This is a genomic window from Albibacillus kandeliae, assembly GCF_003116585.1.
Classification (GTDB): Bacteria; Pseudomonadota; Alphaproteobacteria; order Rhodobacterales; family Rhodobacteraceae; genus Albibacillus; species Albibacillus kandeliae.
Window position 1 is genome coordinate 32,446 of sequence record NZ_QEHM01000002.1, and the last position, 24,827, is coordinate 57,272.

A 24,827-nucleotide genomic window follows, 5' to 3' on the forward strand; every position below is an offset into this window, starting at 1 on the left:
CCGCGCTCATCTTTCAGATGAAGTTCGCAATCTAAACTGCCGATCCAACGCAGATTTCCAGATAAATCAAAACCGGGAAGGCCGCGGCACACCCGCGCCCGCAGGTGTCAGCTTCGACCCGACATTGATCAGGTTCATCTGCCCGAGGCCCTTGATGTCATGCGGCCCGAGATCGGCGATCTGGAACTCGTCGATCAGGTCGAACTTCATCTCCTCCGGCGCCACGATCTTCATCGGGTTCGCAAACACCTGCAGCCGCGAGGCCATGTTCACCGCCGGGCCGAAGACATCGTAGACATACTTCTGGATCCCCACGACCGACCCCACCGCCGCCCCCGTCCCCAGACCGATCCGCGCCTGCCACTTGTGCTGGTGGCTCTGGTTGCGGCGCTCGAGGTAGCGCAGGAAGCGGATGGCGCAATGGGCCACCGCCGTCGCATGATCCGGCGCCGGTTCGGGCATACCGCAGACCGCGAGGTAGGCGTCACCGATGGTCTTGATGCGCTCGCAGCCATATTGCTCGGTGATCCGGTCAAAGGCGGTAAAGATGTCGTTCAGCTCGCCGAGCGTCACGGTCGGGTCGGTGCGTGTCGCGAAACTGGTGAAGTCCACGAAATCCAGCATCAGGACCGAGACACTTGGGTACAGCTGCGGCGTCACCACGCCAAAGGTCTTGAACTCCTCGTAGACCGAGCGCGGCATGAGGTTCAGAAGCAGCCGTTCGACCCGCTCCTTCTCGCGCTCCAGCTCCCGCGTATTGCGCTCCACCATCGAGGAATAGCTGTCGATCATCCCCTCCAGCTCGCGGATGCGGGTGATGTTCTGGCACTCGACGACCAGCAGATCCTCGCTCCCGCCGCTCGCCACCGACAGCGTGACCGCGATGACCAGCGTCCGGCGCTTGGGCTTGACCTTCACCTCGCGGTGGCAACGTCCGCCCTGCACAGCCTCGGCAATGTCCTCGGCGCTCAGGTCCGGGATCAGGTCCGTCAGCCTCGCCTCCGGCCCCGGCTCGGCGAACCACTCCGCAAAGGCCGGGTTGCGATAGGAAACCGTCAGGTCCGAAACCCGCGCAAGCGCCACACCCACCCCGATGGAGCGGAGCAGCTGCTCGTTTATGGCGGCGATGCTCATGCGGCCCTGCGCGCGACGATTAGGCTGCGCTTGGTCTCGATGACCGCGCCGATCACCCTGATATCCTCGGCGCTGACGCCGTGTTCCTCCAGCGCCTCAGCCAACAGCGCCTCGACCTCGTCGAAATCTCCGTCGTCGATTCCGAGGTGGCGGTGCACCTGCTCCAGCCGTTCATCGCTGAACGAGGCCGGGCCGCCCATGAGCGACGCGATGAACTTGGTCTGATGGTCGATCAGCCGCGCCATGTCGACATTTTCGAAATGATCGCCGATGCGCTCGGAGTCGAGCACCATCTCGTAGAAAGTCAGAACAATGCGACTGATGGACTTGAAGCCACCGTACTTCTCGAACAGCGTCCTACTCACGGCCCCCTCCAATCTGACCCCGGGGTCCTCCCGCCTTTACGCTACGATACCTTTGCTCACGAAATCAACGCATTCCGTGCCGGGCCCCGCTTCAAGGGGCGCCACGCCTTGCCCCTGCAAAAACAGCGGGCTAACGTCTAAGGTGAACAAGATCAAAAGACTTCTCGGTTAAAGGGCAGGACGTCAGATGGACAGGCACTTGCTGATCGCCGGACAGGGGCGCTCGGGCAGCACGCTGTTTTACAACATGCTGCGCCACACCCTGATGGATTTCCAGCTCTTCGATCTCGAGGTTCCGGCCGCAAAAGTCATCCACCTTGACGGCAACACCTGCACCAAGCGGCCCTACGACATCTTCAATGTTCCCGCGATCCTGAAGGCCGCGCAGGGCCGCAAGACCGTCGACCTGATCGTGACCCTGCGCGATCCCCGCGACATCCTGACCAGCCGTCACCGCCGCGTTCCCGACGACTACTTCTATGCCGCCGATCACGCCTATTTCCTGCCCACCAACGGCGCCCCGACCTTTACCGCGCCGGGATTCCTGCAGGTCCAGAAGGCGATCATGGAGATCGCGCGCTCCGGGCTGTTCCCGCAGGGCGTTTTCTATCTCAAGTACGAAGACCTCGTGCAGGACCCTGCCGGGGTTCAGGCGATGCTGGGCAAGCAGCTCGGCCTGACCTACGCGGGCCGCTTCGAGGATTTCCACCAGCAGGACATTTCGGCCTCCTTCGCCCACGCCCTGAACGGGGTGCGGACACTGGACAAGGGCCGTCAGCGCAAGTGGGCCGACCCCGAGCATCGCGCCCGGATCATCGACCAGTTCACCCGCTTTCCGGTGCTGCACGATATCGTCCAGGGCCTGGGGTATGAACCTGACCGCACCTGGTACGACGCGCTGACCGCCGAAACCGCCAGCTAGGGGCGCTTACTCCGCCGCCGCCGCCATCACGCTCGGCGCCACCGGGAAAATCACCCAGAAGGTCGATCCGCGCTCAAGCTCGGACTCGAAACCGATCTCGCCGCCCATCTGTTCCGTCAGCTGCTTGCTGATCGCCAGCCCCAGTCCGGTGCCGCCCGCCCGCCGCGTCGCCGAGGAATCGACCTGCGTAAAGCGTTGAAAGATGCGGTCGTGGTGCTCGCGCGCGATCCCGATGCCCCGGTCGGCCACGCTGATGCGGATCCGGCCTTCGAAACACTCGGCGCCCACCCAAACCTCCGAACCGGCCTCCGAGAACTTCAGCGCGTTGGAGAGCAGGTTGCCGATCACCTGCAACAGCCGCGCGCGGTCCACGCGAATGCAGTCGTAGACCGTTTCCTGCAGCACCGACAGGATCACGCCACGCCCCTCTGCCTCGGTCGCGTTGTCCTGCACCGCGCGCGAGACCAGCTCATGCACTTCGTAGGACTGCAGATCGAACTGGGCCTTTCCGGATGACGTCTGCTCGAAATCCAGCAGGTCGTTGATCAGCACCGTCAGGCGGTTGCAGTTGCGCATGGCGATCTCGGCAGACTTCTGCGCCACCGGGCTCAGCGGCCCCAGCTTGCCGCTCTGGATCAGGGCCAGAGGCCCCGCGATCGAGGTCAGCGGCGTGCGCAGCTCGTGATTCACGGCGGCAATGAACTCGGACTTCAGCCGCTCGACCCGCTTGCGCTCGGTGATGTCGCGCACCACGCCCACAAAGATCTTGCGGCCCTGATAGCTCGCCTCGGTCAGCCCGACCTCGATCGGAAAGATCTCGCCCGACTTGCGCTTGCCCTCCACCTCGGGTCGCGTCCCGATCAGCTTGGCCTTGCCGCTGCTGGCATAGTTGGCGAGATAGCTGTCATGGTGCCGCGCGTGCGACATCGGCATCAGCATGTTGATCTTCTGCCCCACCACCTCGTCGGCGTCATAGCCAAAGATTGCCTCGGCAGCCTTGTTGAAGGTGGTAATGACCCCCGTGGCATCAATGCAGACGATGCCGTCCGCAACGGTGTCCAGGATCGCGCTCTGGTACCCCAGAATTTCTTCGACGGATTCGCTGTTACTCGACATGGTCTTTGATACGGTCCCGTGTCGTCACGGTGCCTTATTCGGCAGTCGTGAGGGGGCCCCAATCCGGGGAACCCGCTCCTGCGGGGCGCAGGGCGCGCGAGGGACATTGCCTTTCTTCTGCTCTCCCACCGTTGTCCGGTGGGGTATCGTTGCCTCAAGTAAACCGGTCGACGTTGGCCGCGATCCGGGTGCCACCCAGCCGAAATAGGTCAGCATGAATGACACGTTGATTAACCATGAGTTGACAAATCAAGTAAATAATCCGCGCCGTACAGCAATGACCTTACGTCACATTCGGATTGCGCCCCATCTTGCGCCCTTCTGGCAACAAGGCATTGACCCAAAACAAAAAAACAGCCCCGGCGGCACCGGGGCTGTTTCTGTCCACAACGGGGCCAGGGGCCACCGTCGGAAGGCGATTAACGCTTGGAGAACTGGAAGCTCTTACGCGCTTTGGCCTTGCCGTACTTCTTACGCTCGACGACGCGGCTGTCGCGGGTCAGGAAGCCGGCAGCTTTCAGGGCCGACCGCAGCGACGGATCGTACAGCTGCAGCGCCTTGGAGATGCCGTGCTTGACCGCACCGGCCTGGCCGGAGAGACCGCCGCCCTTGACGGTGGCGTTCACGTCGAACTGATCTTCGACGCCGGCAACCGTGAACGGCTGGCGCAGGATCATCTGCAGCACCGGACGGGCAAAGTACTCGTTGATCGGCTTGCCGTTGACGACAACCTTGCCCGAGCCCGGCTTGATCCAGACGCGGGCAACCGCGTCCTTCCGCTTGCCGGTGGCATAGGAACGGCCGAGGTCGTCACGAACGGGTTCGCGCGGGCCGAGGTCGATCTCGGTTGCGGAGCCGCTGTCTGCAACGACGTCCTTGAGATCTTCGAGGGAATTGATCTGGTCAGCCATTCATTCAGCTCCGGGTGTTTTTCTTGTTCATGGACTTCACGTCCAGAACTTCGGGGCTCTGGGCCTCGTGGGGGTGCTCCGCACCTGCGTAGATGCGCAGGTTGGTCATCTGCTGGCGCGACAGGCGGTTGCCGGGCAGCATGCGCTTGACGGCCTGCATCACGACGCGCTCGGGGTGTGCACCCTCGAGGATCTGCTGCTTGGTGCGCGACTTGATCCCGCCCGGGTGGCCGGTGTGCCAGTAGAAGTGCTCTTCGCGCTTCTTGCCGGTCATCTGCACCTTGTCGGCGTTGATGACGATGACATTGTCACCCATGTCCATGTGCGGGGTGAAGGTTGCCTTGTGCTTGCCACGCAGGCGCATGGCGATGATCGAGGCGAGACGGCCCAGAACGACGCCCTCGGCGTCGATCAGGATCCATTTCTTGTCGATCTCTGCAGGAGTTGCAGAAAAGGTTTTCATGACGGATCTTCCCGTTTGACGTGAATGGCGCGCAACGGATCACGCGCCGAAATTCGATGGACGGTGTCTAAACGCGGTCGCAGGACGCGTCAAGCGGGACATATCCTAATAAATCACGCAAAAACAATGCTTTGCAAAATAGGTATTATTTTACCCCACACTCAGACGCTGATCTGCTCGGGCGGATTGTTCAGCAGGGCCTGCAACCGCAACATGGCGCTCTCGAAAGAGGCCTTGGACACCTGGCAGTTGACCGCGATGCGCACCGCATGGGGCGCGCGGCCGTCCCGCAGGGCGAATTCGTCGGCCGAGCGGATCTGGACCCCCTGCCGTTCCGCCGTGCGGCAGAAGGCGGCGGCACGCCAGCCCGCGGGCAAGCGCAGCCACAGGAACGGAACCTCCGGGTCCCACGACAGGTCGAACATTCCCAGCGCATTGACCGCAAGGCGCACATAGTCGCCCGTCACCTCGCGCACGCGGTCACACAGAACGCGGGTCGAGGGATCGGACAGCAGGATCCGCGTCACCTCGGCAATCGGCTGCGACAGGCCGAAGAACCCGTATTCCGCCGATCGCCGCAGGTCGGCACTCCGCTCGCGCGGGGCAAGCACGAAGCCGACGCGCAGCGCCGGGGTCAGCACCTTGGACAGGGTCGAAACGTGCCAGCCGCGTTCGGGGGCAAGCGCGCGATAGCTCGGGGCACGGTTGGTCCCGACCCGGTAGCAGTCGTCCTCGAGGATCTGCATGTCGTGCCGCCGCGCCACCTCGATCAGTTCGCGCCGCCGCTCCAGCGGGGTGAACCCTCCCGTGGGGTTCTGGACCTCGGGCGTGGTGCAGAACACCTGCGCCCCGGTCCGCCGCGCCGCCTCGTCCAGCGCCTCGGGCAGCACCCCGTGCTCGTCCATCGCCACCCCGACAGCTTCGGCCCGCAGCAGGTCACAGGCGCGGCGAAACCCGGCATAGGACAGGTCCTCGACCAGAACCACCGGCTTGGGCCCCCGCAGGATGGTTTCCATCGCCGTGCAGATGCCGTTCTGCCCGCCGTTGGTCAGCACCACCTCGTCCTCGTCGATCTGCCCCAGCGGAATGTCCTTGAGCCAGTTCACCACCGCCTCGCGCACCGGGCGATAGCTGTCGCGGGTCGGGTAGTTCAGCAACATGAAAGGATCGCTCTCGGCCACCCGCTGCAACGCAGCCCGGATCGCGGCCACCTGCCCCACGTCCGGTGTCCGCGGACTGAACAGGTTCACGCCGTCCGCATCCTGCGGCTCGATCGAGCGCGACCAGACGTCATCGCCCAGCACCGTCTTTGACTCGGAAGGCAGGCGGACAGGCGCGACGAATGTACCACGCCCGACCTCGCCCCTCAGTACACCATCGTCGGTCAGGATGGTGTAGGCCCGCGCCACGGTGCCCGGAGTAATCGAGAGTTGATAGGCAAGATCCCGTACAGGCGGCAGTTTTTCCCCTGTCTTCAGCTTGCCATCGCCAATGGCGGCACGGATTGCATCGGCGAGCGCCCGGTATTTGGGGCCCTGCTGCGGCAGCGACTCCGGCCAAATTGTACTCAACACAATTCTCCCTTGGACTTTACGTCACTTTTAATTGTACCGATCAACTACCAGAACATTTCCAAATGTGTCAATACAATGTGAAAGGATCCCAACATGACACGTTCCCTGACCACGCAGAGCCTGTTGATGATGAGCGCAAGCCCCCGCCTGCCGCTGCTCGCCGCAGTAGCCGTGCGCGTGGCCGGGAAGCTGACCGAATGGGATCAACGCAGCCGAACCCGACGCCAGCTGAAAGACCTTGACCCATACCTGCTCAAGGACATCGGCCTGACGCACGCGGAGGCGCGCAAAGAGGTTAAGAAGTACTTCTTCCAAGGGTAGTTATCCCTGTCTGGCAACAGACGACCTGGCCGGGGCATCGCTCCGGCCCTTTTTTGTCGTGTGCCCTAGGGGGCGAGCCGCCACTGCTGGCCGCCATCCAGCCCGCCAAATGCAGAACGGGGCAAGGTTTCCCCTGCCCCGTTCCGAATGCTCTGGTTCCAGCCCTTACGCCGGCATCAGGATCTCGCCGAACTCCTCGCGCAGCTTGCGCTTCAGCACCTTGCCGGTCGCGTTCAGCGGCAGCGCCTCGACAAAGACCACCTTGTCCGGAACCTGCCACTTGGCGATCTTGCCGTCGAAGAAGGCCAGCAGCTCCTCCTCGCTCGGCTCCGCACCCTCGGCCTTGACGGCCACCAGCAGCGGGCGTTCGTCCCACTTGGGGTGCGCCACGCCGATCACCGCCGCGTTGGCGAGTTTCGGGTGGGCCACGGCGATGTTCTCCAGTTCCACCGAGGAAATCCACTCGCCGCCAGACTTGATGATGTCCTTGGAGCGGTCCTTGATGGTCAGGTAGCCATTCGGATCCAGCGTGCCGACGTCGCCGGTATCGAACCAGCCGTCGTGCAGCACGCCCTCGTCTTCCATGCGGAAGTAGCTGTCGAGCACCCAGTGCCCCTGCACCAGCAGGTCGCCCTGCGCGGTGCCGTCCATCGGCAGCTCGTTGCCCTCGTCATCTACGATCTTGAGGTCCACACCGAACGGCGGACGGCCCTGGTTCTCGCGCAGCTTGTGCTGCTGCTCGACCGGCAGGGACCCATGCTTGGCCAGCGGACGGTTGGACGAGCCGAGCGGGCTCATCTCGGTCATGCCCCATGCGTGGATGGTCTCGACCCCGAACTCCTCGCGGAAGGTGTCGATCATCGAGGGCGGACAGGCCGCGCCACCAATCACGGTCCGGTTCAGCGAGGCGAGCTTGGAGCCCGACTTCTTGGCATAGCCCAGCAGGCCCAGCCAGATGGTCGGCACGCCCATCGCCAGCGTCACGCCGCACTTGTCGATCAGCTTCACCAGGCTCTCGCCGTCCAGCCCCGGCCCGGGCAGCGCAAGGCGCGCACCGGACATGGCGCAGCCATAGGGCGAGCCCCAGGCGTTGACGTGGAACATCGGCACCACCGGCATCACCACGTCCGCGGCGGCATAGCCCACGCAGTCGAGCGTGTTGGAGGCAAAGGCGTGCAGCACGGTCGAGCGGTGGGAATAAAGCACGCCCTTCGGGTGCCCCGTGGTGCCCGAGGTATAGCAGAGGCTCGAGGCCGAATTCTCGTCAAAGGTCGGCCATTCGTAATCGGCATCGCCGGTCTCGATGAACTCGTCGTAGAACAGAACGCCCGGCAGCTGCGCGGCAACGTCCTCGTCACGCGGCCCCATGTAGATCAGGTGCTGCATCCCTTCGGCCTGCGCCATCACCAGCTTGGCCAGCGGCACAAAGGTCTTGTCGAAGAACAGGACGCGGTCCTCGGCGTGGTTGGCGATATAGACCAGCTGTTCCGGGAACAGGCGCGGGTTAATGGTGTGGCAGACGAACCCGGCGCCCGAGACGCCGTAATAGATCTCGAGGTGACGGCGGTTGTTCCACGCCAGCGTGCCGCAGCGGGCAAAGTTGCCGAGACCCAGCTTGCTCAGCGCCGAGGCGAGCTTGCGCGAATTCACGGCCACCTGGCCCCAATTGGTTTCTTCCAGCCCTCCGGTGGTCTCCACCGAGTAGATCGTCGTATCTCCGTGATAGCGTTCCGCGTGGTCGATCAGCGAAGAGATCAACAAAGGCTTGTGCATCATCTGCCCCAGCATGGCAGGCTCCTTGTAGAGTTCGGGCGGGAGTGTCCCGCCGTCAGAGTATGAATCGCTGAAACTGGTGGCCTCCCGTCCTTTCCGGACACCGAGGCCCCGGCTCCTTCCCGCCTCTGAATCTGCATGTCGGAACGGTGTTTTGCAAGAATGCCGTTGCGGCGTTTTCCCGCCTAAACTAGCAATCTGGCATGGAAATCCGATATCACACCCCGCTGACGCCCGAAGAGCAGATCGCCCACGGCCTGTCGGACCCGCAGCCGCTCGCCCTTGCCGACAAGGTGCGCTTCGCCGAACTCGACCTGCAGAACCACGTCAACAACAAGGCTTACATGACATGGTTCGAGTCCGCGCGTGTCGGCTACTCCGACCGGTTCATGCTGCCGACCCTCGGCCAGCGCCCGCGCTTCATGGTGCACAGCCTCTCGCTGCGCTTCATCCGAGAGATGCTGATGGGCGAGGATTACATCGTCACCTGCCGCGTCTCGGCCTTCCGCAACAGCTCCTATACCCTCGACCAGCAGCTCTGGTCCGGCGACATGCGCGCGCGGATGAGCGTGGTGATGGTCATGGCAACGCGGGACGGCAGCGCGCGGATGGAAATCCCCGACGAGCTGCGCAAGGTTTTCGTGGAACGCGATGGCGCGGTCGACGAACGCTAGGCCTCAGCCCAGCGTCGCCAGCGCGGGGAAGTGTTCGAGCAGCCAGTAGGAGAAGCTGGAGAAGCCACCGGTCAGCATCAGCAGGCCGATGGTCCAGAGCAGCAGGCCCATGACCCGCTCGATCTGCTCCATGTGCCGCTTCATCCACGTCATCAACCCGCCAAGCTTGGGCAGAAAGGCCGCGACCAGCAGGAACGGTATGCCAAGCCCGGCGGCATAGACCGCCAGCAGCCACGTCCCCCGCGCCACCGAGGCCTCGGAGGCGGCCAGCGACAGGATCGCGCCCAGCTGCGGGCCGATGCAGGGCGTCCAGCCAAAGGCAAACGCCAGCCCGAGCACATAGGCCCCAAAGGCCGAGCCGCCCCGGTCGCCCGCATCGAGCCGCGCCTCGCGGTCAAGAAACCCGATCCGGTAGACCCCGACGAAATGGGCTCCGAAGATCATCACCACGATCCCGGCAATGGTGTTGAACCAGTCCTGGTACTGAAGAAAGGCCGCCCCGATGGCCGAGGCCGCGAAGCCCATCAGCAGAAAGACGGTCGACAGCCCCATGACGAAGAACAGCGCGGGCACGACGGCGCGCATGGCCGACTGACGCCCGGTGCCAAGGTCCTGAACCGAAACGCCGCTCATGTAGGCAAGATACGGCGGCACGATGGGCAGCACACAGGGCGACAGGAAACTGATGACCCCGGCCGCCAGCGCCACGATCATCCCGGGCAGCAGCCCCGCGTCGATAAGATCAATCCCGAACATGTTACGCTCTTAGGCGATCGCGCGGGGCCCGTCACCTCCACGCGCGACGACGAATGGTCACATCCGCGTGGACGGTTTGAAACAAGCCGATGTGGTCAAAGGGTTTCTCGGGCCTAGGGCGCTTCAGGGCGCGGTGGCCTCGAACAGGTTGATCCGGGCCGGTATCCGCAGCTCGCCGTCCACCTCAAAGGCCTTCAGCCGTTTCCCGAGCGAGGCAAAGATCGCCTCCCGGTCCTCCTCGGTGCCGCCCCGCGCCTTCAGCAGACGCGCCACCGGGCCCACATGACGGGCCAGCGCCGCCCCGGCCTCCGCACCGCCGGGCATCGGCAGCTCGATATCGGTCGCACGGGACGCAATGCGCCGGAACCCGGCGTTTTCGAGGATATCCTCGACCCGCCCCCGGTCGCGGAAGGCCAGCGGCCCGGGCGCGTTCGGATCCACCGGCGGCGCAGGCCCAAGGCGCGCCACGGCAGCCTCCATCGGCAGGCGGAACCACGGGTTGTGCTCCAGCCCCGCCCAGCTGACGAAGGACAGGCGCCCGCCGGGCCGCAGCAGGTTCCGGATGCTGGTAAAGGCGCGGACGGGATCGTCAAAGAACATCACCCCAAAGCGCGAAATGGCGATGTCGAACCGCAGGTGGTCAGGCACCGTCAGCCCCTGCACATCGGCCAGTTCCACGATCATGTTGTCAAGCTCGGCCTCTGCCGCCCGCTGCCGGGCCCGCTTCACCAACGGCTCGGAGATGTCGTAGCCGTAGGCCACCCCGCCCGGTATGACGGCAGTGGCCGCGGCAAGGGTGGTCGCCCCGCCACCGCAGCCGATGTCCACGACCCGCTGCCCCGGCAGAAGACCTGCCGAGCTGAACAGCACCCGGGCCGCAGGCATGTTCATGCTGTCGAGCAAGACCTCCTGCTCGACCCAGCTGCGTCCGGCCGATGAATTCCAGAAGTCGCGCCCGATCGCGTTCGTCTCGGTCATAGACTCCCCCCCAATGAAACGAAATTGTGACGCGATCGGCGGATTTTCGCAAGCACGGACAGTGACCAGCCGGAAACGGAAAAGGCCGGCCCCTCTCGGGACCGGCCTTGTTCAATCTGATGCGTCGGATGGTATCCGGGTTCAGGACCCGAGCGACCACCAGCCGCGCCGCTTGGGCTTGGACGGCTCATCCGCCGGTTCGGACGCCCCGTTGGCCGGCTCCATTTCCGGCTCGGGGGTCGCCACGGCAACCGGGGTTTCCTCGGTCTCGGCAGCCGGTTCCTCGGCCACAACCTCTTCGGCTGCGGCTTCGGCCACGGGCTCTTCCACCACGGCAACCTCTTCGGTCACGGTCTCCTCGACGACTGCCGCTTCCGGGGCCGGAGCCTCCTCTGCGACCGGCGCCTCGGCGACGGCTTCCACTGCCTCGGGCTGGGCCTCGACCGCGTCTGCCGGTGCCTCCTCGGCGGCGGCGGCCTTCTTCCGGCTACGCGACGCGCGGCTGCGCACGCTCTTCGGCTTCTCGGCGACCTCTTCCTTGGGCGCGTCTACCGCCTCGGCCGGAGCCGCATCTTCGGCAACCGCGTCGTCAGCAGCCTCTTCGGCAGGGGCTCCCTCGGCCGCATCGGACTTCTTCGAACGCGAACGGCTGCGCGAGCGACCGGACTTCGACCGGCTCTTGGTAGGCTTCTCTTCCGCCGCGGCCTCTTCCGAAGCTGCGTCGGCTTCCGCCACAGGCGCCTCTTCGGCGACCTCTGCCGCTGCCTCTGCGTCCTCGCCGTCTACGTCGTCACCGGCATCCTCGGCCGAGACCGCATCGGCCTCGTTGCCATTCCCGGCCTCACCGCCCTCGGCGGACGACCGCGAGGACCGGCGCCGACGCCGACGGCGCTTGCGCTTGGGCTTGGAGTCGCCGTCGTTGCTGGCCGCGACCTCCTCGCTGGTGCCCTCGTCCTCGTCGGCCTCGATCTCCAGATCGGCTTCCTCGACCTCGTCCATCAGGGTCGTGTCGACAGACACCACCGGCGCGGCCACGGCCACGATCGACCGGGTCGCGGTCTTGAACTTCTCGAGGCTGAAATCCGGGCTCACCAGGTGCGGGTCGCCTTCGATCCGGACCGACAGGCCATAGCGGCCTTCGATCTGGGCGATGTGCTCGCGCTTCTGGTTCATCAGGAAGTTGGCGATCCCGACGGGGCACTTCACCAGCACCTCGCGCGACCGGCGGCGCACGCCTTCCTCTTCGATCTGGCGCAGGATGGTCAGCGCCATGTTGTCGTCCGAACGGATCAGGCCGGTGCCGTGGCAGGCCTGGCACGGCTGCGTCGTGGCCTCGATCATGCCGGGGCGCAGGCGCTGGCGCGACATCTCCAGCAGGCCGAAGCCCGAGATGCGGCCAACCTGGATGCGCGCGCGGTCGGTCTTCAGCTTGTCCTTCAGCTTCTTCTCGACGGCGGCGTTGTTCTTGCGCTCGTCCATGTCGATGAAGTCGATGACGATCAGACCGGCAAGGTCGCGCAGACGCAGCTGGCGGGCGACCTCCTCGGCCGCCTCCAGGTTGGTCTTGAGCGCGGTTTCCTCGATCGAGCCTTCCTTGGTGGCCCGGCCCGAGTTCACGTCGATGGCGACCAGCGCCTCGGTGACGCCGATCACGATGTAACCACCGGATTTCAGCTGCACGGTCGGGTTGAACATGCCGCCGAGATAGCTTTCGACCTGGTAGCGCGCGAACAGCGGCATCGGCTCGTTGTAGAGCTTCACGTTCTTCGCGTGGGACGGCATGATCATCTTCATGAAGTCCTTGGCGATGCGGTAGCCGCGCTCGCCCTCAACAAAGACCTCGTCGATGTCCCGGTTGTAGAGGTCACGGATCGACCGCTTGATCAGGTCGCCTTCCTCGTAGATCTTGGCCGGCGCGATCGACTTCAGCGTCAGCTCGCGGATCTGCTCCCACAGGCGTTGCAGGTATTCGTAGTCGCGCTTGATCTCGGCCTTGGTCCGCTTGGCACCGGCGGTGCGCACGATCAGGCCCGCGCCGTTCGGCACGTCGATCTCGGAGGCGATTTCCTTCAGCTTCTTGCGGTCGGTCGCGTTGGTGATCTTGCGCGAGATGCCACCGCCACGGGCAGTGTTCGGCATCAGCACGCAGTAGCGGCCGGCCAGCGACAGGTAGGTGGTCAGCGCCGCGCCCTTGTTGCCGCGCTCTTCCTTGACAACCTGCACCAGCAGGACCTGACGGACTTTGATGACTTCCTGGATCTTGTAGCGACGGGGGCGCGGTTTGCGCGGCGGACGGATGTCCTCGTGGTCGTCCTCTTCGGCGACCGACTCGATGCTGTCGTCCTTGTCGCTGGCGTCGGCGCCAGTGTCCTCGTCGTCATGATCGTGATCGTGGTGGTGATCGTGATCATGATCGTGGTCATGATCCTCTTCGCCGGGCTCTTCGACCGGGGTCTCGGCCACGGTTTCCATCGGCGAGGTGCCCTCGGGCACATCCAGGTCGCCGTTGTCGTCCTCGTTGAAATCGATGGTCTCCATCCCGCCGATCTCGTCCGAGACCTCGCGGGTTTCGACCGGGTCATCGCTCTTGGCAGCGGCGCTGCGCGACTTGCGCGACCGGCGCGATTTCGAGCCTTCGTCTTCTTCCTTCGCGCGCATCGCCTCGGCATAGGCGCGCTCTTCCTCCATCAGGGCCTGACGGTCGGCGATCGGAATCTGGTAGTAATCGGGGTGGATTTCCGAGAATGCCAGAAATCCGTGACGGTTTCCGCCGTAGTCGACAAAGGCCGCCTGAAGCGACGGTTCGACCCGTGTTACCTTGGCAAGGTAGATGTTGCCGGCAAGCTGCCGTTTGTTTTCGGACTCAAAATCGAATTCCTCGACCTTGTTTCCGTCCACCACCACGACGCGGGTCTCTTCCGCGTGGGTGGCATCGATAAGCATTTTCTTGGCCATGTGTCCTTGATGCACACGCGCTGCCTCGCCGGCCCTGGCGGGCCCGCACGAACAGTGATGTGTCTGATGAGGGCGATATCCAACGCGGCGCGGCAGGGTGTGCCCCTCGGGGCCCCTGCCTGGCTGTTCAGCGCTCGCGCACGCGTCATCGCGGTTCTTCTCCGACAGCGCCGGAAACCCGGCCTGCCCATTCTTTCCTCTGCCCGCAAGAGCGAGAGAGGTACTCCACTGACCCCTCTGGAGGTCAAATCATCCTGCCCGGAGAGTGCCGGTTGGTCCTACACCTTGTCCGGAGCAGCGAAACTCATGCGGCCGGTGCGGTTGCCGCACACGAGGCCGTCTCACTACATAAGGCCATGCCTGCTCCAAATACAATGGGCAAGTTTATAGGAGGTTTCCATTTCAGGAAAATTGTCCACACAACCCTAAGATGAAGGGCCCGCCCCGATTGGCAGGCCCCGAACCCGGATCCGCGGATTTCCAGCGCTTTCCGTCGCTTTTCAAAGCCCGTAGATGGCCCCGAACTTGGCGTCGAGATAGTCCAGCAGCGGTGCCTCGGAAACAGGCGCTCCGCAGGCGCGCTCGATCACCTCGCGCGGCAGGTAAAGCCCGCCGTGGCGCTGCAGATTCTCGCGCAGCCAGCCGGTCGCCCCAAGCGTGTCGCCCGCGGCCAGCTGGTCGTCGAGCCCCGGCACCGCCTTGCGCAGCGCCTTGTTCAGGCACCCGGCATAGACGTTGCCAAGGCTGTAGGTCGGGAAGTAGCCGAACAGCCCGACCGACCAGTGCACGTCCTGAAGGCACCCGTGCGACGGCTTGTCGACCGCATAGCCGAAGTCCGCCTTGAACCGGTCGTTCCACGCCGCTTCCAGCTCGGACACCTGCAGATCGCCCGACATCAGCGCGCGCTCCAGATCGAACCGCAGCATGATGTGCAGGTTGTACTGCACCTCGTCCGCCTCGGTGCGGATATAGCCGTTGTGAACGCGGTTCACCGCCGCGTAGAAGGCATCCGCCGTCTCGATGCCAAAGCTGCCAAAGACCTCGGTCATCTCGCCGAACAGCCAGCCGGTAAAGGCGCGCGAGCGGCCCAGCTGGTTCTCGTAGATCCGGCTCTGGCTCTCGTGCACGCCCATCGAAACGCCCTGCCCCAGCGGCGTCATGGCATAGACCGGGTCGATGCCCTGCTCATAGCAGGCATGGCCGGTCTCGTGGATGGTCGAGTAGATGCAGTTGAAGGGATCGGTCGGATTGGTCCGCGTGGTGATCCGCACGTCCGAGCCCGAGCCCGAGCTGAACGGGTGCACCGCCTTGTCGACGCGACCCCGGTTCATGTCATAGCCAAAGGTCCGCGCCAGCTTGCGGGTCAGGCGCATCTGAACCTTCTCGTCAAAGCTCCCGACCACCCCGGTCGGCGCGGGCTTGGCCAGCACGGCGGCACGCAGGTCCACCAGCCGCGGACGCATCGCGTCGAACAGCGCGGCGATCTCGGCGCCGGTCATACCGGGCTCGTAGTCATCCAGCATCGCGTCATAGAGCGTGCCGCCATTGGCCAGCGCCGCGCCCTCCTCGCGCTTGAGCGCGACGACCTCTTCCAGCACCGGCAGGAACGCGGCCACGTCCTCGTCGGCCCGGGCCGCAGCCCACTTGCCCTGCGCCTCGGAAGTCACCTGTGCGATCTTCTTGGCCAGGGCCGCCGGCACCTTGTTGGCACGGTCATAGGCCCGACGGATCTCGCGCAGCTGCGCCGCGCCCGCCGCATCCGGCGCCTCGGCCTGCTCCAGCCATTCGCCGATCCGCGCCGACGACCGGCGCTCGTGCAGAACCGACTCGATGGCCGCCATCTCGGCCCCGCGCTGCGCGGCAGCCCCGCGCGGCATCACCGTCTCCTGGTCCCAGCCCAGCCGCCCCGCGATCTGGCCCAGGGCAGTGGTTTCGCCGACATAGGCCATCAGGTCTTCAAAGGCGCTCATTTACTTGGTTCCTCGAATGGTTGCGACCACCGGATAGGCAGAGAGATAGCGGGCACGCAGGATCAGGGTAAACACCGCGACGGCCACCAGCTGGTGCACGATGGCGATATGCAGCGGCGCCGCGTAGATCACGGTCATGATGCCCAGCACCACCTGCAGGCAGAGCGCGGCAAAGGCCATGTTGAAGGCGAACCGCGTCGCCGGATGAGCGCTCTGACGGCCCCGCAGCCAGACCACGACCCCGAAGATCAGGACAAGGTAGCCAAAGCAGCGGTGCACGAACTGCACCAGCGCCGGGTTCTCGAAAAAGTTGCGCCACGCGGGCTCGACCATCCACGGGTTGGGCGGCAGCCACTGCCCGCCCATCAGCGGCCAGTCGGTATAGCTGCGCCCCGCGTCGATCCCGGCAACCAGCGCACCGATCAGGATCTGCAGGAACACCATGTGCAACAGCCCGGTCGACAGGCCGTATTGCCTGGCCTCCTTTGACCGGCGCGCCTGCATCAGGTCACGCTCGGTCCGCCCCAGCAGAAAGACATACCACGCGATGAAGCCAAGGATCAGGAAGGCCAGCCCGAGGTGGGTGGCAAGGCGATAGCTGGCGACCGAGGTCATCCCCTCACCCTCGGTCACGCCCGAGGCGACCATCCACCAGCCGATCGCGCCCTGCAGGCCACCCAGCGCCCCGATCAACAGCAGCCGGCCGGTCCACCCCGTCGGCACCTTGCGTGCCACCAGAAAGCCGAGGAACCCGACCGCCCAGACCAGCCCGATCAGCCGCCCGATCTGGCGATGGGACCATTCCCACCAGTAGATCTGCTTGAAGTCCTCAAGGTCCATCCACTTGTTCAGCAACTGGAACTGGTCGATCTGCTGGTACTTGGCAAACTCGGACTGCCACTCCGCCTCGCTCATCGGCGGCAGCGCCCCGGTGACGGGCCGCCACTCGGTGATCGAGAGCCCGCTGTCGGTCAGCCGCGTCAGCCCGCCCACGGCGATCATCGCCACCACCATCAGAAACAGGATGGAGAGCCAGATGCGGATGCCCCGCCGGGCGCCGCCCCGTCCCTTGTCGATCATGCCGGTCTGGGCCGCTGGCCGGGTCTTGCCCGCCTCGCCCACCTCCTCAAAGATGCTGCGCTTGCCGCTCATGCGATCCTCACGTTGCCTTTGGCCCGGACCCTAGGCGCGACGCGCCCGGGCGTCCAGCCGCCTTACTCGCCGCGTTCCTTCCAGCGGACCATCTGCCGCATGATCCCGTGCAGCATCCGCACATCCACCTGTGTCAGCGGCATCCGCGACCACAGATTGCGCAGGTTCATCTTCATCGACTCGGCCTTGTGCTCGGGAAAGAAGAACCCGGCCTCCTCCAGCCGCTCCTCGAAGTGATCCCCCAGCGCGTCGATCTCAAGGCCCGTGGCCCAGTCCGTCTTGCCCAGCGGCGTGACGTCATGGGTGACCTCGCCCACCTGACGCATCCACTCGTAGGCCACCAGCAAAACGCACTGGCCAAGGTTCAGCGAGGCAAAGTCGGGGTTCACCGGCACCGAAATGATGGCATTGGCGCGGGCGATCTCGTCGTTTTCCAGACCGGCCCGCTCGGGCCCGAACAGCACGGCGACCTTCTCGCCCGCCGCGATCTTCTCGGCGGCGACCTGCATCGCCCGCTCCGGGCTCAGTACCGGCTTGGTCAGCCCGCGCGGCCGCGCCGTGGTCGCCAGAACATAGGTGCAGTCCTGCAGCGCCTCGGGCACCGTGCCGTAAATCTGCGCCTCGTCCAGCAGCCGCCCCGCGCCCGAGGCCATCACCACGGCCTTCTCGTTGGGCCAGCCATCGCGCGGCGCCACGATGCGCATCCGGTCGAGGGTGAAGTTCCACATCGCCCGCGCCGCCGCGCCGATGTTCTCGCCCATCTGCGGGCGCACCAGCACGAAGGCGGGTTGCGGTTGGTCTGTCGGCATCGGGGTCTCCGGGTCTGGGCGCCACTCCTCTAGAGCGCCCCGCCCCGGGGGGCAAGCATTGCAATCCGGTTTGCAAGCCACGCGGAATTCGCTAGATGGGGCGAAATCCGAGACCGAGGACCCGGCCATGACCACCCCCGAGCAGCCGCAGATCTACCTGATCACCCCGCCCGCCTTTCAACTCTACGACTATTCCGAAGCGCTGGCACGGGTGCTCGACGGCGCCGAGATCGCCTGCCTGCGCCTGGCGATGGCGACCCGCGACGAGGACGACATCTCGCGCGCGGCGGACACCCTGCGCGAAGTGGCCCACCAGCGCGACGTGGCCATCGTGATCTCCGACCACGTGATGATGGCGCAGCGCCTCGGGCTCGACGGCGTGCATCTGCGCGACGCCGCCCGCACGGTGCGCCATGCCCGCAAGGAGCTCGGCCCCGACGCCATCGTCGGCAGCTTCTGCGGCACCTCGCGCCACGACGGCATGTCCGCCGGCGAGGCAGGCGCGGATTACGTCAGCTTCGGCCCGATCGGCGCCAGCGGCCTCGGCGACGGCAGCCATGCCGACGACGACCTGTTCCAGTGGTGGTCCGAGATGATCGAGATCCCGGTGGTGGCCGAGGGCGGGCTGGATGTCGAGGGCATCCGCCGCCTCGCCCCCATGACCGACTTCTTCGGCATCGGCGACGAGATCTGGACGGCCGAGGACCCACTCGCCGCCCTCCAGACCCTCGTCGCGGCGATGACCCAGGGCTAAGCGCCCCCACCAACGACAAGGGGCGGCGACCACCGGCCACCGCCCCCCAACGGGCGGGCGAAACGCCCGCCGCCCTTGCCGTTGTTACCTCGGCTCTGCGCGCAGACCCTTCCAGATCGCCCAGCACATCAGCAGCAGCACCACTGTAAACGGCAGCCCGGTCGAGATCACCATCGACTGAAGCGACTGCAGCCCCCCGGCCGAGAGCAGCAGCACGATGGCCACCGCCCCCTCGAACACGCACCAGAACACCCGCTGCGGCACCGGCGCGTCGACCTTGCCGCCCGCCGTGATCGTGTCGATCACCAGCGACCCGGAATCCGACGAGGTGACGAAGAACACGATCACCAGAACGATCCCGATCACCGAGGTGATCCCGGCCAGCGGCAGCCCCTCCAGCATCGCAAAGAGCGACAGCGGCGGGTTGTAGCTGTCGATCACGTTGGCCTTCACCGCGCTGGTGGCCGGATCGCTCAGCACCTGATCGATGGCCACGCCGCCAAAGACGGCCATCCACAGCACGCAGACCAGCGACGGGATGATCAGCACGCAGATCACGAACTCGCGCACCGTGCGGCCCCGGCTCACGCGGGCGATGAACATGCCGACAAAGGGCGACCAGCTGATCCACCACGCCCAGTAGAACGAGGTCCAGCCCTGGACAAAGCCGGTATCCTCGCGTCCAACCGGGTTCGACAGCGGCACGATCTCCTTGAGGTAGGCCAGCAGCCCCTCGCCGAAATCGGTCAGGATCAGCATCGTCGGCCCGGCCAGCAGCACGAAGAACAGCAGCAGCGCCGCAATCGCCATGTTGATCTCCGAGAGCACCTTCACACCGCCGTCGAGGCCGCGCAGCACCGAGATCAGTGCAATCGCGGTGATTCCGGTGATCAGGATCACCTGCGTGCTCGGCCCGACCGGCACGCCAAAGACGTGGTTCAGACCCGCGTTCGCCTGCTGCGCGCCAAAGCCGAGCGAAGTCGCAAGGCCGAAGAGCGTGGCAAAGACGGCAAGGATGTCGATGATATGTCCCCACCAGCCCCAGACCCGGTCACCGAGGATCGGGTAAAAGGCCGAGCGGATCGTCAGCGGCAGCCCCTTGTTGAAGGAGAACAGCGCCAGCGCCAGCGCCACCACCGCGTAGATCGCCCAGGGGTGCAGCCCCCAGTGAAAGATCGTGGCGGCAAGACCCATGGTCTTGGCGGCCTCCACATTCTCGGGGATCAGGTTGCCATCGGCATCAAAGGGAGACGGCACGCCCAGCGGCTCGGACACCGCCATGTGATAGACCGGCTCGAGCACGCCGAAAAACATCAGCCCGATCCCCATGCCGGCGGCAAAGAGCATCGCGAACCAGCCCACGTAGCCGTAATCCGGCGTCGCCTCGGCCCCGCCGAGGCGCACCGAGCCGACCGGGGTCACGATCAGCAGAAGGCAGAAGATGACGAAGATGTTCGCCGAGCCGAGGAAGAACCAGTCGAACCCCTTGGTGACGGTCGAGAACAGCCAGGAAAACGCGGCGCCCGCCTGCTCCGGCAGCGCCAGCGTGTAAAAGACGAAGGCCACGATCGCGAGGCCCGAGACGAGGAAGACGGGGTTGTGGATGTCGAACCCGAAGGGTCCCACCTGCCCGTCTATGTTGTCCTGTCCTATGGTGTAATCCGTGTCGATCAGCTCCACAGCGCCCTCTGGCTGCGGAATGCCCTGATCGTTCGATACATCGGCCATTTTGGCTCCTTTTTCGTTTGCGTACCTACAAGATCTGTTCGTGGGCGAAGGACATAGGACGCACTCGGCAAAAGTCACCCGTCACGCCGGGAATTCACTCCCGCCGGGCACAAAAAACAGCTGATAAACGTCTTCTTCCTCCAAATCCACACCGGGTTCGGCGCCCTTTCCGGCCCATCCGGTGCGGCACGGAACAGACCCGTCCCGTTGCCGGGCGGAACGGCGTCGAAACCTGCCGCATCGCCCATGACCCAAGGTAACCCAAGCACCGATCAGGGGCGGAACAGGCGCGGCATATCGCATCGCGTTCGCGACACCTTGTCGCAAATCGATGCCGTATCAGATCAGAACGTCTCGGGCATCAGGAACAGGTCGCTGACCGGCGCCTCGGCCCCGGCGGCGGTCAGCATGGCGTGGATCTGCCCGCGGTGATGGGTCTGGTGATTGAAGAAATGGGTCACCACCACGCCCATCGGCTTGGTGACCTCGCGCCCGGCGGCCCCGGAGTACCACGTCAGTGTCCCCGCCAGTTCCACGTTGTGCACCTTCTCGGCCCAGAGCCGGATCCGGCCATCCAGCCGGAACCGCTCTGCGCTCCATGTCGCCAGCGTCGGAAACAGCTCGACCGATCCCTTGATGCCGCCCTCGGGTGCCGGGCCGCCATCGAAGCGGCCCATCCACATCTGGTCACCCCAGCAGAGGTGATTGATGGTCTTGAAGATCGAGCCGAAGAAGGCGCCGCGCTCCTTCATCAGCTCGTCCTTGTCCAGATTCTGAAGAACACGCTCCAACTGCATGTTTTGCCAGCGATTATACTTCGCCATCAGGATGCAGTAGTCGCGTGAGATCATGCCCCGGCGCCCTTCCAATCGATCGGGCAGACCTCGGCCGACTTGCCGCCGAAATCCCAGACGCGCCCATAGTCGCGCACCCTGGACTTCAGGCCCTTGGCCGCGATGATGTCCGGACCCATCCAGTACTTCGAATTCGAGATCATCACCGGATGATCCTTGTCGCGCCCCTCGATCATCTCGATCTCGCCCTGGATCTGGCGCCCGATGGTGATCCGCCGCTTGCGCCCGTCGCGTTCGATCATCACCGGCGCCTTCTCGGCCCCGATGATCTCGCTCACCAGCATGGTGAACAGCCCGGTGGTGCCGCCCGCCTGCCCGCTGAAGATCTGGAGAATGCCATGGTAGGCCTTGCCGCTGGCACGCTCGTCCACGTAGGCGGCGACCTTCCAGTTGCCCTCGCCCATGCGGCCCGGAATATCGACCAGCAGGCCGATGTTCAGCCCCGACAGGTCCTCACCCTCGTAGTGCCCCTCGTCGATGATGATCGCCATCCACGCGTGGCAGTGCCCCTCGGTCGGCGGATGCGCCCCGAGCGAGACCACGCAGGGACAGAAGACCTCGCAGGAGCAGTTCAGGAACAGCTCGCCCTTGATCGCCCAGTTCGTCGGGCTTGCCACCCGCCGCTTGGGGTTCGGCATCCGGCTGTCGATCCTTTGCGACACCGGCAACCGGTCCGCGTCCGCCCTTCTGTTCAATGCCATCCGCTCTATCCTCCCGTGACGACAGGCACCGCGACCACGGCCACTCCGGCCAGTATCAGCGCGAAACCCATTGGTTTTACGACATGATGTCCGATCTGGGGCAGCTTTTCCAGCACCATGAACAGCGTGGCGAGCCCCATCCACAACAGGCTCATCACCCCGCCGACGAACCCCAGCGCCATGAATCCCCAGCAACACCCGACGCAATAGGCCCCAAGCCCAAGGCCCATGCGCAGCCCGCCGGCAAAACCCGTCCGCCAGTGCCCGAGGAAATAGCCCACGGGGCTGTGGCAGACACCGTGGCACACCGCCTTGGCCCGGGTGAACTGAAACACCCCCACGACCACCAGCAGCCCCGCCGACAGCCAGCGCGAGGTGGCGATGCCCAGCATGTCCACGATCCCGCCGAACAGCAGGGCCAGCTGCACCCCGGCGATCACCGCCGCGAAAGCCACCCAGACCAGCCCGTAGCCGCCCAGCACGCCAAGCCACCCGGCGCGGCTGCCATTGGCCGAGGTCATCAGGTCCTCGTAGGCCGAGAGCGTCGGGACCATCGTCGGCAGCATCATCGCGGCCATCATGACCGCCCACATGGCGAACAGCGGCCAGAACCGCGCCATCGGCATGTCCATGTCCATGCGCGGATCCATCCACCGCATCGCCTCGGCCATCCCGCCCGGGCGCCCGATCAGGTCCAGCCCCATGCCCGCGCTCATGTCGTAGAGCCACCACCACGCCACGAGGATTGCGGCGAAAAACCCCAGCCACAGCACGTTTCGCATCAAGGCCCCGCGCGGCATGTCCCCTCCCCGGTCGCTCTCCCTAAGACAATGAATGTCAGAGACAAATCGCGATGAAAAGCAGCTTTCCCGCCCGCGCCCCCACTTTGGCCTCTTGCCGGTTTGCGCGGGCAAGGTATCTTCGTCGCATGATCGAGACCTTCAATGTCATCGCCGCCGTGCTGACCATCGGAATCGGCCTCTTCGGGCTGATCTCGCCCAATTACATCGCGTCGGTCCTCGATCTCGCGCCCACCTCCAGCACCATGGGCTATTCCGAGCTGCGCGCCTCCACCGGCGGGCTCTACGTGCTGACCGGCGCCGCCGCGCTCTGGTACGAGGAGCCTCTGGCCTTTGCCATGCTCGGCTTCGTCTATGCCGGGGCCGCGATGGGGCGCTTCATCTCCCTCGCCTTCGACAATCCGCCGCTCAGAAAGGTCCTCGCCTTCGGCGGCATCGAGACCGTCCTCGCGCTCTGGTTCCTCTGTGCGAACCTGCCCTACATCTGAGTGTTTTCGCTGCCCTGCGGCGCGGGTCACGGATTGCAAACCCGCCGTCCCCGCCCTATATCACTCCTGTCCTTCGGGACTATGGACATAAACGCGCTCGTAATAAGCGGATCGGACCCGGGGGCGGTACCCGGCGGCTCCACCAAACATCCTTCATTTGGGGATCATGGGGCCGAAACAGGATCGACGAACGTCTAAAGGGGTTTGCTTTGTCTCGGCGGTCTGCCACCGTTACCGGCGAAAACAGTACAATTGCAAATGACAATCGTGCTCCGGTTGCCGTTGCTGCGTAAGCAGTAACAAGACCGAAACTTAAGCCCTTGCGATTAGCGTCGTAAGGCGGGGTTCGCAGGCACCTGGCAACAGAAGCCTGCACTTCCCTCCCATGCTCCGAACCAACCTGCGCTGCCTCAAAAAGGCCGCTTTGCGCTTTGCAAGCTCCGCTGTAGCGTCAGCGCATTCACGTTCACCCCGCGTCTCGCGGGCAATTCATTTACGGAGGACCAGATGGCCGAGGACATCAAGAAAATTGCAAAATCCGTTTCCGACATGGAAAAGCGGCTCAAGTTCGTCGAGGACCGCGGCAAGATCCTGGCGGACAGCATCACCAGTTCCAAGGACATCGAGAAGCTGCTGGACCTCCAGTACAAGAAGATGTCCAACGACCCGGAATTCAGCAACAAGGCCGTCCAGCGAGAACTGGAGCTCAAGGACAAGCTCCAGGATGCCCAGTTCAAGGAGCAGGACAAGGAGGCCCAGAAGATCCAGAAGCAGGTCGAGAAGATGAACAAGGACCTCGTCTCGGAGGCCAAGTTCCAGATGCTCGAAGCCCGGGTCAAGGTGCTGGAGGCCCTCGTCGCCTCGATCCCGCGGCGCTGATCCCCCTCACACGGGCAGCCGATCCGGCGCCCTGCGCCATGCCTACCGGCTCATCGGCCGACACTGCCGCGCGCCCTAGGGTCAGGGCCACAAGCGTCCTGATCCCCTTCGGCGCCGATGCCCGCACCTGACAACCCTGCCCACATAGAGGTCGCCGCGGCGTCACTCGCCGCATGGGCGAATTTCTGCGCCGGGCGGTCTTTCGTTTCTCTCCGAATCCCTTATGCTGACATCACTTTGTTCGGGGACACGACATGTCGCGCGACATCGACTATGGAAATCTGATGCACACGGCAATGCGCGGTCTGATCAAGACCGTGTTGCAGGGCGTGGCCGATACCGGCCTGCCGGGCCGCCATCATTTTTTCATCACCTTCGACACCTCGCACCCCGATGCCGAGCTCGCCGATTGGCTGGCAGACCGCTACCCGGGCGAGATGACCGTGGTGCTGCAGCACTGGTTCGACAACCTCGACGTGACCGACGAGGGCTTTGCGGTAACGCTGAATTTCGGCGACCAGCCCGAGCCGCTCTACATCCCCTACGACGCGATCAAGACCTTCGTCGATCCCTCGGTGGAGTTCGGTCTGCGCTTCGAGACCCCGGATGACGAGGACGACGATCTGCCGCCCGAGCCCAACGATCGTGGCGAGCAGGACGACGACTCCGATGCGCCCCACGACGCCGAAGTCGTATCGCTGGACAGCTTCCGCAAGTAACCCGCAGCCCGGGCCTTACGTCTTCTGTGGG

At 64.8% G+C, this 24,827-nt stretch carries 24 protein-coding genes and 1 other RNA gene; 8 read left to right on the forward strand and 17 right to left on the reverse strand.

From position 1 onward, the window contains the following. Window positions 1–66 precede the first annotated feature (66 nt). Both DDT93_RS05385 and DDT93_RS05390 read right to left on the reverse strand, forming a co-directional pair. A complete protein-coding gene (locus DDT93_RS05385; RefSeq protein ID WP_109464794.1) occupies window positions 67–1,134 on the reverse strand; it encodes an adenylate/guanylate cyclase domain-containing protein in 1,068 nt (355 codons plus the stop codon). After that, complete coding sequence (locus DDT93_RS05390; protein ID WP_109464899.1) at window positions 1,131–1,499, reverse strand: group I truncated hemoglobin; 369 nt, start codon at window positions 1,497–1,499, stop codon at window positions 1,131–1,133. Before DDT93_RS05390 ends, DDT93_RS05385 begins: the two co-directional genes overlap by 4 nt. A gap of 187 nt (window positions 1,500–1,686) precedes the next feature. Here DDT93_RS05390 and DDT93_RS05395 point away from each other — a divergent pair, with 187 nt between their 5' ends. Further along, a complete protein-coding gene (locus tag DDT93_RS05395) occupies window positions 1,687–2,421 on the forward strand; it encodes a sulfotransferase family protein (RefSeq protein ID WP_109464795.1) in 735 nt (244 codons plus the stop codon). A gap of 6 nt (window positions 2,422–2,427) precedes the next feature. On the opposite strand, the gene DDT93_RS05400 is transcribed toward DDT93_RS05395, so the two are convergent. From DDT93_RS05400 to DDT93_RS05415, 4 genes are all read right to left on the reverse strand, one after another. Continuing rightward, complete coding sequence (locus tag DDT93_RS05400) at window positions 2,428–3,537, reverse strand: ATP-binding protein (RefSeq protein WP_109464796.1); 1,110 nt, start codon at window positions 3,535–3,537, stop codon at window positions 2,428–2,430. Window positions 3,538–3,956: 419 nt separating this feature from the next. Then, window positions 3,957–4,448: a 30S ribosomal protein S9 gene (gene rpsI / locus DDT93_RS05405; RefSeq protein ID WP_109464797.1), complete on the reverse strand. Its 492-nt coding sequence runs from the start codon at window positions 4,446–4,448 to the stop codon at window positions 3,957–3,959. Between the two features lie 4 nt (window positions 4,449–4,452). Further along, window positions 4,453–4,911 (reverse strand): 50S ribosomal protein L13, encoded by a 459-nt coding sequence (rplM, locus tag DDT93_RS05410; RefSeq protein WP_109464798.1) that lies wholly within the window; start codon window positions 4,909–4,911, stop codon window positions 4,453–4,455. 161 nt (window positions 4,912–5,072) lie between these two features. Beyond that, a complete protein-coding gene (locus DDT93_RS05415; protein ID WP_109464799.1) occupies window positions 5,073–6,482 on the reverse strand; it encodes an aminotransferase-like domain-containing protein in 1,410 nt (469 codons plus the stop codon). Window positions 6,483–6,578: 96 nt separating this feature from the next. Here DDT93_RS05415 and DDT93_RS05420 point away from each other — a divergent pair, with 96 nt between their 5' ends. Then, a complete protein-coding gene (locus tag DDT93_RS05420) occupies window positions 6,579–6,806 on the forward strand; it encodes a DUF1127 domain-containing protein (RefSeq protein ID WP_109464800.1) in 228 nt (75 codons plus the stop codon). A gap of 165 nt (window positions 6,807–6,971) precedes the next feature. Here the strand turns inward: DDT93_RS05420 and DDT93_RS05425 are convergent, their stop codons facing one another. Continuing rightward, on the reverse strand, window positions 6,972–8,594 hold the full coding sequence (locus DDT93_RS05425; RefSeq protein ID WP_109464801.1) for a long-chain-fatty-acid--CoA ligase: 1,623 nt from the start codon (window positions 8,592–8,594) through the stop codon (window positions 6,972–6,974). A gap of 188 nt (window positions 8,595–8,782) precedes the next feature. Here DDT93_RS05425 and DDT93_RS05430 point away from each other — a divergent pair, with 188 nt between their 5' ends. Beyond that, window positions 8,783–9,253: an acyl-CoA thioesterase gene (locus DDT93_RS05430; RefSeq protein WP_109464802.1), complete on the forward strand. Its 471-nt coding sequence runs from the start codon at window positions 8,783–8,785 to the stop codon at window positions 9,251–9,253. Window positions 9,254–9,256: 3 nt separating this feature from the next. Here DDT93_RS05430 and DDT93_RS05435 read toward each other — a convergent pair whose 3' ends face one another. The 6 genes from DDT93_RS05435 to DDT93_RS05460 all read right to left on the reverse strand — a co-directional run bounded on the left by DDT93_RS05435 (window position 9,257) and on the right by DDT93_RS05460 (window position 17,873). Then, a complete protein-coding gene (locus tag DDT93_RS05435) occupies window positions 9,257–10,009 on the reverse strand; it encodes a cytochrome c biogenesis CcdA family protein (RefSeq protein ID WP_109464803.1) in 753 nt (250 codons plus the stop codon). A gap of 123 nt (window positions 10,010–10,132) precedes the next feature. Then, entirely contained in the window at window positions 10,133–10,987 is an 855-nt protein-coding gene (locus DDT93_RS05440; RefSeq protein WP_109464804.1) for a class I SAM-dependent methyltransferase, read from the reverse strand. 141 nt (window positions 10,988–11,128) lie between these two features. Then, on the reverse strand, window positions 11,129–13,942 hold the full coding sequence (locus tag DDT93_RS05445; protein ID WP_109464805.1) for an Rne/Rng family ribonuclease: 2,814 nt from the start codon (window positions 13,940–13,942) through the stop codon (window positions 11,129–11,131). A 500-nt stretch (window positions 13,943–14,442) separates the two neighbouring features. Further along, window positions 14,443–15,912, reverse strand: a complete 1,470-nt coding sequence (locus DDT93_RS05450) for a carboxypeptidase M32 (RefSeq protein WP_109464806.1) — start codon at window positions 15,910–15,912, stop codon at window positions 14,443–14,445. Then, window positions 15,913–17,064, reverse strand: a complete 1,152-nt coding sequence (ctaA, locus tag DDT93_RS05455; protein ID WP_109464807.1) for a heme A synthase — start codon at window positions 17,062–17,064, stop codon at window positions 15,913–15,915. A gap of 62 nt (window positions 17,065–17,126) precedes the next feature. Next, the gene (locus DDT93_RS05460; protein WP_109464808.1) at window positions 17,127–17,873 is read right to left on the reverse strand and encodes an RNA methyltransferase; all 747 of its coding nucleotides are present in this window, start codon (window positions 17,871–17,873) and stop codon (window positions 17,127–17,129) included. 127 nt (window positions 17,874–18,000) lie between these two features. On the opposite strand from DDT93_RS05460, the gene DDT93_RS05465 reads away from it, so the two are divergent. Next, the gene (locus DDT93_RS05465) at window positions 18,001–18,627 is read left to right on the forward strand and encodes a thiamine phosphate synthase (RefSeq protein WP_109464809.1); all 627 of its coding nucleotides are present in this window, start codon (window positions 18,001–18,003) and stop codon (window positions 18,625–18,627) included. Window positions 18,628–18,711: 84 nt separating this feature from the next. Here the strand turns inward: DDT93_RS05465 and DDT93_RS05470 are convergent, their stop codons facing one another. The 4 genes from DDT93_RS05470 to DDT93_RS05485 form a co-directional block, all read right to left on the reverse strand. Beyond that, window positions 18,712–20,355, reverse strand: coding sequence for a BCCT family transporter (locus DDT93_RS05470; protein WP_109464810.1), 1,644 nt, complete (start codon window positions 20,353–20,355; stop codon window positions 18,712–18,714). Between the two features lie 344 nt (window positions 20,356–20,699). Next, window positions 20,700–21,206: a DinB family protein gene (locus DDT93_RS05475; RefSeq protein ID WP_109464811.1), complete on the reverse strand. Its 507-nt coding sequence runs from the start codon at window positions 21,204–21,206 to the stop codon at window positions 20,700–20,702. Further along, a complete protein-coding gene (locus tag DDT93_RS05480) occupies window positions 21,203–21,910 on the reverse strand; it encodes a DUF1326 domain-containing protein (RefSeq protein ID WP_109464812.1) in 708 nt (235 codons plus the stop codon). The genes DDT93_RS05475 and DDT93_RS05480 overlap by 4 nt, the downstream gene beginning before the upstream one ends. 5 nt (window positions 21,911–21,915) lie before the next feature. Beyond that, window positions 21,916–22,692, reverse strand: a complete 777-nt coding sequence (locus DDT93_RS05485; protein ID WP_408607911.1) for a DUF2182 domain-containing protein — start codon at window positions 22,690–22,692, stop codon at window positions 21,916–21,918. A 146-nt stretch (window positions 22,693–22,838) separates the two neighbouring features. Here DDT93_RS05485 and DDT93_RS05490 point away from each other — a divergent pair, with 146 nt between their 5' ends. The 4 genes from DDT93_RS05490 to DDT93_RS05505 all read left to right on the forward strand — a co-directional run bounded on the left by DDT93_RS05490 (window position 22,839) and on the right by DDT93_RS05505 (window position 24,796). Beyond that, window positions 22,839–23,198, forward strand: coding sequence for a DUF4345 family protein (locus DDT93_RS05490; protein ID WP_109464814.1), 360 nt, complete (start codon window positions 22,839–22,841; stop codon window positions 23,196–23,198). 29 nt (window positions 23,199–23,227) lie between these two features. Next, window positions 23,228–23,575: a transfer-messenger RNA gene (gene ssrA / locus DDT93_RS05495) on the forward strand. A 130-nt stretch (window positions 23,576–23,705) separates the two neighbouring features. Next, the gene (locus DDT93_RS05500) at window positions 23,706–24,077 is read left to right on the forward strand and encodes a hypothetical protein (RefSeq protein WP_109464815.1); all 372 of its coding nucleotides are present in this window, start codon (window positions 23,706–23,708) and stop codon (window positions 24,075–24,077) included. Between the two features lie 254 nt (window positions 24,078–24,331). Further along, window positions 24,332–24,796 (forward strand): SspB family protein, encoded by a 465-nt coding sequence (locus DDT93_RS05505; RefSeq protein WP_109464816.1) that lies wholly within the window; start codon window positions 24,332–24,334, stop codon window positions 24,794–24,796. Window positions 24,797–24,827: the final 31 nt, after the last annotated feature.

What these genes read in the sequence shown, in the direction of transcription:
- DDT93_RS05490 (WP_109464814.1), top strand. Translation starts at nt 22,839, where the DNA reads ATGATCGAGACCTTCAATGTCATCGCCGCCGTGCTGACCATCGGAATC.
- DDT93_RS05470 (WP_109464810.1), bottom strand. Translation starts at nt 20,355, where the DNA reads ATGGCCGATGTATCGAACGATCAGGGCATTCCGCAGCCAGAGGGCGCT.
- DDT93_RS05430 (WP_109464802.1), top strand. Translation starts at nt 8,783, where the DNA reads ATGGAAATCCGATATCACACCCCGCTGACGCCCGAAGAGCAGATCGCC.
- DDT93_RS05445 (WP_109464805.1), bottom strand. Translation starts at nt 13,942, where the DNA reads ATGGCCAAGAAAATGCTTATCGATGCCACCCACGCGGAAGAGACCCGC.
- DDT93_RS05440 (WP_109464804.1), bottom strand. Translation starts at nt 10,987, where the DNA reads ATGACCGAGACGAACGCGATCGGGCGCGACTTCTGGAATTCATCGGCC.
- DDT93_RS05485 (WP_408607911.1), bottom strand. Translation starts at nt 22,692, where the DNA reads ATGCGAAACGTGCTGTGGCTGGGGTTTTTCGCCGCAATCCTCGTGGCG.
- DDT93_RS05500 (WP_109464815.1), top strand. Translation starts at nt 23,706, where the DNA reads ATGGCCGAGGACATCAAGAAAATTGCAAAATCCGTTTCCGACATGGAA.
- DDT93_RS05385 (WP_109464794.1), bottom strand. Translation starts at nt 1,134, where the DNA reads ATGAGCATCGCCGCCATAAACGAGCAGCTGCTCCGCTCCATCGGGGTG.
- rplM (WP_109464798.1), bottom strand. Translation starts at nt 4,911, where the DNA reads ATGAAAACCTTTTCTGCAACTCCTGCAGAGATCGACAAGAAATGGATC.
- DDT93_RS05425 (WP_109464801.1), bottom strand. Translation starts at nt 8,594, where the DNA reads ATGCTGGGGCAGATGATGCACAAGCCTTTGTTGATCTCTTCGCTGATC.
- DDT93_RS05395 (WP_109464795.1), top strand. Translation starts at nt 1,687, where the DNA reads ATGGACAGGCACTTGCTGATCGCCGGACAGGGGCGCTCGGGCAGCACG.
- DDT93_RS05465 (WP_109464809.1), top strand. Translation starts at nt 18,001, where the DNA reads ATGACCACCCCCGAGCAGCCGCAGATCTACCTGATCACCCCGCCCGCC.
- DDT93_RS05505 (WP_109464816.1), top strand. Translation starts at nt 24,332, where the DNA reads ATGTCGCGCGACATCGACTATGGAAATCTGATGCACACGGCAATGCGC.
- DDT93_RS05420 (WP_109464800.1), top strand. Translation starts at nt 6,579, where the DNA reads ATGACACGTTCCCTGACCACGCAGAGCCTGTTGATGATGAGCGCAAGC.
- DDT93_RS05480 (WP_109464812.1), bottom strand. Translation starts at nt 21,910, where the DNA reads ATGGCATTGAACAGAAGGGCGGACGCGGACCGGTTGCCGGTGTCGCAA.
- DDT93_RS05450 (WP_109464806.1), bottom strand. Translation starts at nt 15,912, where the DNA reads ATGAGCGCCTTTGAAGACCTGATGGCCTATGTCGGCGAAACCACTGCC.
- DDT93_RS05435 (WP_109464803.1), bottom strand. Translation starts at nt 10,009, where the DNA reads ATGTTCGGGATTGATCTTATCGACGCGGGGCTGCTGCCCGGGATGATC.
- rpsI (WP_109464797.1), bottom strand. Translation starts at nt 4,448, where the DNA reads ATGGCTGACCAGATCAATTCCCTCGAAGATCTCAAGGACGTCGTTGCA.
- DDT93_RS05400 (WP_109464796.1), bottom strand. Translation starts at nt 3,537, where the DNA reads ATGTCGAGTAACAGCGAATCCGTCGAAGAAATTCTGGGGTACCAGAGC.
- DDT93_RS05460 (WP_109464808.1), bottom strand. Translation starts at nt 17,873, where the DNA reads ATGCCGACAGACCAACCGCAACCCGCCTTCGTGCTGGTGCGCCCGCAG.
- DDT93_RS05475 (WP_109464811.1), bottom strand. Translation starts at nt 21,206, where the DNA reads ATGATCTCACGCGACTACTGCATCCTGATGGCGAAGTATAATCGCTGG.
- ctaA (WP_109464807.1), bottom strand. Translation starts at nt 17,064, where the DNA reads ATGAGCGGCAAGCGCAGCATCTTTGAGGAGGTGGGCGAGGCGGGCAAG.